The sequence below is a fragment of the Psychrilyobacter sp. genome, assembly GCF_037132775.1.
Classification (GTDB): Bacteria; Fusobacteriota; Fusobacteriia; order Fusobacteriales; family Fusobacteriaceae; genus Psychrilyobacter.
Window position 1 is genome coordinate 1 of sequence record NZ_JBAHZY010000070.1, and the last position, 5,432, is coordinate 5,432.

The window sequence follows — 5,432 nt, forward strand, 5'->3', positions numbered from 1 at the left end:
ATTCGCTGCAACAATCACTAAGTCGCAAATTGCAATACAAGCTGCATACAATACGGTTTTAATGGCTAATCCTATTGGTTTAGTAGTTGGGGGATTAGTTGCATTAGTCGGAATTGGGATAGTAGTTTATAAAAATTTTGATAAGATAAAAGCTAAAACTTTGGCATTGTGGGAAGCTTACAAAGATAATCCAATAGCAAGAATTTTCTATGGGATGGTTTCCCCTATACTTGTAGCAATAGATGCTTTACAGACATTATATCATTGGTATAAAAAATTTACTGATGGAAAAGATATCTCTCCTGATCAAATGAGTAAATCTAAAGGATCTGGGATTTCTATAGCAGAAAAGGGTCAAAGCAAATACAACCAAATGAGCAAAGCCCAAGGTAGTTCACTATCAATTCCTGCATATGCCAAAGGCGGAGTGGTAAATAACCCTCACATGGCAATAGTAGGAGATGGGAGAACTCCTGAGTCAATAATACCACATGATGGCAGTGCTAGATCTAGAGGGTTATGGAAAAGTGCCGGGGAAAAAATGGGGTTACTTGGGAGTAATAGTAGTAGCAATATTAACCAGATAGAAATAAAAATAGACTTTAAACCTGTAATTCAAGGTGGAAACACTGAAGGAATAATAGAGGCATTGAGAAAAGAAAGCGGACCTTTAAGAGATCTTATAAAAAATGAGGTTCAAAAAGCTATAAGTGGAATGACAAAAACTGAGAGGAGGACGAGTTTTGGATAGAGAAGTAGATATTTATACAACTATTCAAGGTGATATGTGGGATGGGATTAGTTTTAAAGTATATGGATCAGATAAATATTCTAAAGAACTTATCCGGGCTAACCCTAAATATATGAATATGGTTGTATTCAGTGGTGGGGTAGAACTAATATGTCCAGATATATCAAGTATTGATAACTCTATCACTCCTCCTTGGAGGTAATTATGGAATCAAGAAGGAGTTATATCAAAGTAAAATATGCTGGAACTGATATCACTGGGGATATCTCAGCTTATTTAAAGAGTTTTACATACACTGATAACCTAGATAAAGGAGATACCATAAGTCTTAGTTTGTTGGGGGATAAATGGATAAAAGAATGGGTTATTCTAAAGGGTGACAAATTAGAAGTAGAGATTGGGGTAATTAATTGGAAAAAAGAAGGAGATAATAGAATTTTAAAGTGTGGGGTTTTCAGCATCGATGATATCGCCTTTTCAGGGGTTCCTGACACCATAAAAATATCTGCTATTTCTATAGACATAAGTAAAGACATTAAAGGTGTAAAAAAAGATAAAATTTGGCACAACATTTCCCTTAAAAGAATTGCTCAAGATATAGCTAATGACGCTTCTATGGAACTCTTCTATGACTGCAAAGATATTTCTATCTATAGCCAGGTGGAACAAGTAAAAGAATCAGATTTACAGTTGCTGTCTAGAATTTGCAAAGAAAATGGGGCTTCATTAAAAATATCTCTTGAAAAAATAATAATTTTTCAAGAAGATGAGTATGAAAATAAAGAACCTCTTATTCACCTAGATAAGTCAGATCTTATTAATTACGAACTTCAATGTGAAGACATAGACCGATATGATGGTTGTGAGGTGACATTCTATGACCCTGCATTAGGAGAACTCTTAGAGGGGAAATTCGAAGCCCCTGAGAGTGAACTCTATGGTATAAAAACAGGGAAAATAATGTATGAAAATATTGATACATCTGTAACAGGGACTACAAAAGAAGAAAAAGAAAGCTTTTTGGTGGGGAAAGCAAAAAATATGCTTAGGGATAAAAATAAAAATGAAACTAAAATAAAAGTATCTGATATGGGAGATCCAAGTTATTTGGCAGGGAACACTGTTAAAGTAACTGGATTTGGTATTTATGATGATATTTACCTGATTACTTCTGTTACCCATACAATAGATCCAGGATATAAATGTAATTTTGAAATAAGAAAGAAGGTGAATTTCTAATGTTTAGATTTTTAAGAACTGGGAAGGTATCATCTATAAATTATAAAGAAGTGAGTGTAAGTGTAGAATTTGACGATTCTCCAGGGATAATATCCAAAGAATTGAAAGTCTTATCAGATCATACAAGTAAAGAAAAAGATTATTCTTTACCAAATGTAGGGGAAGATGTGGTGTGTGTATTTCTTCCTCATGCCCCTACTGTTGGGTTTGTATTAGGAAGTTATTACAGTGGGAAAAATTTACCACCTGATACAGGGGAAATGAAATACATATTATTTCCAGATGGTACAAAGATTAAATACAATATGGAAACAAGTGTATTAGAAGTAGATTGTGTAGGAGAAGTTAACATTTCAAGTGGGGTAGTAGTTAACATTAAAGGTCAAGAAGTAAATATCGAGGCTGATTCATTTAATGTAACAGCTAGTGAAAGCAATTTTGATCATAAAATCAATTGTGCTGATGTTGTCGCAGATAAGGGATCTTATAATGATCATATCAATAATCTGCATTAAGGAGGCAATATGATTGGAATATTAGGAGATATAAAATTTAAAGTTTCATTCGATGGGACAAACAATAAAATATTAAATTTTTCTGATTTAAAATTAAATAGTGGAGCTAATTATGAGGAACACAAAAGAAGAGGTTTAAAACCGGCTCTTGAGTTCATAGATTTAGAAAATGATATAGTCAGTCTAAAAATCATTCTTAGGAGTGATTTTGGGGTAAACCCACTTAAAATGGCGAAAAAATTAGATTCATATAAAAACGCAGGAGAAGTTTTAAAATTTTTACTAGGAAATAAACCTATTGGAAATGGGGAGTTTGTTATAACTTCTTGCAATTATGGGTATGAATATATAACAAATGATGGGCTAGTTAGGAATTTAGACGTTTCTTTGTCTCTCGCAGAATATACAAAAGTCATTTATGAAAATATAGAAATTATAACTAAGAAAAAACAAGCTACGAAAAAGAAAATAATACATAAAGATTTTAATCAAGGGGCGATAGAAAGATGACCTATGAATTAAGTTCAAATAATATAAATCTAAATGCTATAGGGACAGAAAGAATACTTCAAAATGGACGTAATATATTGGCTGTTATGATTGGCGAAGTTGTCTTAGGAAGAGAAATTGGTATAAACGGCGACATAATAGATTCCCCATCACATAAGAATATATCCATATTTGACATAAAAGAGCAATTTAAAAAGTATGAACCAAGGTTGAAGGTTCATGATATTACATATAAAGGGGATGGTGAAGATGGGCTCTTAAATCCTGTTGTGGAGGTGAGTATAATTGAATGATCTAAATATACATGATGACAGTGCTGAAGATATCTTAGCTAGAATGATAAATAAACATGAGGAGATAAGCGGTATTTCTTTAGGATTAGCAGATGAAAGAAGATGGCTCCTACAGGCAGTAGCTTATGGTTTATTTATTAGAAATGAGACTACCAATGAAGGACTCAAGATGAACCTTCTGAGGTATACAAAGGGAGACTATGCTACTGAAATGGGATATTTTACCGATACAGAAAGATTAGGGACTAAAAAAGCGAGTGTACTTTTAAATTTTGAGATAGAAGAGGCAAAAGAACACCTTTTAGGAGTTAATCCGGTAAGGGTTACACCAGGGGATAATCTGTATTTCTTAACACCATATTTTGAATTCCAACAAGGAGAAACTACTAAAGAAATCATTGCATATTGCACTGAAGAAGGGGTCGTTGGGAATAATTATTTACCTGGAGAAATCAACAAAATAGTAGATCCTTTCCCATTTTTTAAATCAGTAACTAATATTGAAATATCCCAAGGAGGAGCAGAGGTTGAATCAGATGCTAGTTTAAAGGAAAGAATAAGGATAGCACCTAGTAAGTTTTCAACTGCGGGACCAGGTGACGGATATATCTATTGGGCTAAGACAGCAAGTCAAGAGATTATAGATGTAAATGTAAAAATGACTACACCAGGAACAATCCGGATAACTCCTCTGATGAAAGATGGGGTTCTTCCTACTGATAGTGTATTGGCTGATGTTTTGGCTGTCTGCAATGACGACAAAAGAAGACCATTAACAGATAATTTATTAGTTAATAAACCTACACAAATTAGCTATGATATTGATTTTACTTACTATATTTCTAATAGCAACATAGGGCTTGTTAATGAGATCCAGGAGAAGGTTCAAGAAGCCGTTGATAATTATGTAGCTTGGCAGAAAGGAGCTCTGAAAAGAGATATTACTCCTACTGAATTAATATATTTAGTAAGAAAGGCAGGAGCTAAAAGGGTAGAAATAATTAATCCAAAATTTACAGTAGTAGAAGAATTTGAAGTAGCTAAAGAAATTAATGTCAATCCTGTTTATGGAGGAGTAGAAGATGATTAAAATAGCTGATATTTCTCTTTTAAGGCTTCTTCCTAATTTCCTTCAGGAAGATAAAGAAATAAAATTCTTGATCCAAGTTATCCAGGAAGAATTAGATCTAATTAACACCAAGGAAAATGATCTTTTTCTCTATGGAGATTTCAAAATATTAGATGAACCTATTTTAGATGAATTAGCTTACCAATGGAGGGTCGAGGGGTATGAGCAAACTCTACCTAAAGACATTAAAGCTGATTTAGTAGAAACCGCATATATTGTTAGGAAAACCAAAGGGACAAGATATGCAGTCGAAAAAACAATTAAAAATATTCATGGTGATTTTGAATTACTAGAATGGTATCAATATGGTGGAGATCCATACCATTTTAAAGTTGTAGGAGAAACCGCCCCAACAGGCGAAAAATTAGAAAAATTATATAAATCAATTAATATAACAAAAAATGAGAGAAGTTCTTTAGATGGGATAATAGTAAGCAGCCAGTGGGAAGGGACAAACTACCATTCTACACTGTATCATTCATCTGTTTTTGAGAAAATCCCACTTGACCCCAATGTAGCTTCAAATTTTGAAGAGTATTTAGGAGGAATAAATGGCTAAATATATAGGAACAATACTTACAAATAAAGGTAAGGAATTATTATCCAGAGCTATTTTGGGAGAAGTAATGGTTTTTACCAAGGTAGAAATAGGGAAAGGAATTATTCCTGAAGGAACAAATAAAGAAGATTTAGTATCTCTTATAGAAATTTTTAAAACTGTAAGTATTACAAGTACAACTATTTTAGAAGCAGGCAGTTATAGAGTAAGAGTAGCCTTTAATAATAGTGGGGTATCAGAAGATACTTATTTAAGAGAAATAGGACTTTTTGCCAGGGGTGAAGATGGTATAGAGGTGCTTTATTCCTACTGTGATACAGATACCCCTGATCTTATTCCAAGGGAATCTAGTGGAATATTAGAAAGGGTTGAAGATATCATCACATATATCTCAAATGCAGGGACTGTTAATGCAGTTATAGATCAAAGTAATGTC

General features: G+C 33.2%; 7 protein-coding genes and 2 pseudogenes. All 9 read left to right on the forward strand.

Features of this window, described 5'->3' with window-relative positions; genetic code table 11:
* Positions 1-751: pseudogene (locus tag V5784_RS04680) on the forward strand (hypothetical protein); the annotation flags it as partial.
* The gene (locus V5784_RS04685; RefSeq protein WP_336887887.1) at positions 744-953 is read left to right on the forward strand and encodes a tail protein X; all 210 of its coding nucleotides are present in this window, start codon (positions 744-746) and stop codon (positions 951-953) included. The pseudogene V5784_RS04680 and the gene V5784_RS04685, both read left to right, overlap by 8 nt.
* Before the next feature lie 2 nt (positions 954-955).
* A complete protein-coding gene (locus V5784_RS04690; protein ID WP_336887888.1) occupies positions 956-1,990 on the forward strand; it encodes a hypothetical protein in 1,035 nt (344 codons plus the stop codon).
* Entirely contained in the window at positions 1,990-2,505 is a 516-nt protein-coding gene (locus tag V5784_RS04695; protein WP_336887889.1) for a phage baseplate assembly protein V, read from the forward strand. The genes V5784_RS04690 and V5784_RS04695 overlap by 1 nt, the downstream gene beginning before the upstream one ends.
* 9 nt (positions 2,506-2,514) lie before the next feature.
* Positions 2,515-3,015 carry a phage tail protein gene (locus V5784_RS04700; protein ID WP_336887890.1) on the forward strand — a complete coding sequence of 167 codons (501 nt, stop codon included), beginning with the start codon at positions 2,515-2,517 and terminating at the stop codon, positions 3,013-3,015.
* A complete protein-coding gene (locus V5784_RS04705) occupies positions 3,012-3,308 on the forward strand; it encodes a hypothetical protein (protein WP_336887891.1) in 297 nt (98 codons plus the stop codon). Before V5784_RS04700 ends, V5784_RS04705 begins: the two co-directional genes overlap by 4 nt.
* Positions 3,301-4,398, forward strand: coding sequence for a baseplate J/gp47 family protein (locus tag V5784_RS04710; RefSeq protein WP_336887892.1), 1,098 nt, complete (start codon positions 3,301-3,303; stop codon positions 4,396-4,398). Before V5784_RS04705 ends, V5784_RS04710 begins: the two co-directional genes overlap by 8 nt.
* Positions 4,391-4,996 carry a phage tail protein I gene (locus V5784_RS04715; RefSeq protein ID WP_336887893.1) on the forward strand — a complete coding sequence of 202 codons (606 nt, stop codon included), beginning with the start codon at positions 4,391-4,393 and terminating at the stop codon, positions 4,994-4,996. The genes V5784_RS04710 and V5784_RS04715 overlap by 8 nt, the downstream gene beginning before the upstream one ends.
* A pseudogene (locus V5784_RS04720) lies at positions 4,989-5,432 on the forward strand (hypothetical protein); the annotation flags it as partial. The gene V5784_RS04715 and the pseudogene V5784_RS04720, both read left to right, overlap by 8 nt.

What these genes read in the sequence shown, in the direction of transcription:
- V5784_RS04715 (WP_336887893.1), top strand. Translation starts at nt 4,391, where the DNA reads ATGATTAAAATAGCTGATATTTCTCTTTTAAGGCTTCTTCCTAATTTC.
- V5784_RS04690 (WP_336887888.1), top strand. Translation starts at nt 956, where the DNA reads ATGGAATCAAGAAGGAGTTATATCAAAGTAAAATATGCTGGAACTGAT.
- V5784_RS04700 (WP_336887890.1), top strand. Translation starts at nt 2,515, where the DNA reads ATGATTGGAATATTAGGAGATATAAAATTTAAAGTTTCATTCGATGGG.
- V5784_RS04695 (WP_336887889.1), top strand. Translation starts at nt 1,990, where the DNA reads ATGTTTAGATTTTTAAGAACTGGGAAGGTATCATCTATAAATTATAAA.
- V5784_RS04705 (WP_336887891.1), top strand. Translation starts at nt 3,012, where the DNA reads ATGACCTATGAATTAAGTTCAAATAATATAAATCTAAATGCTATAGGG.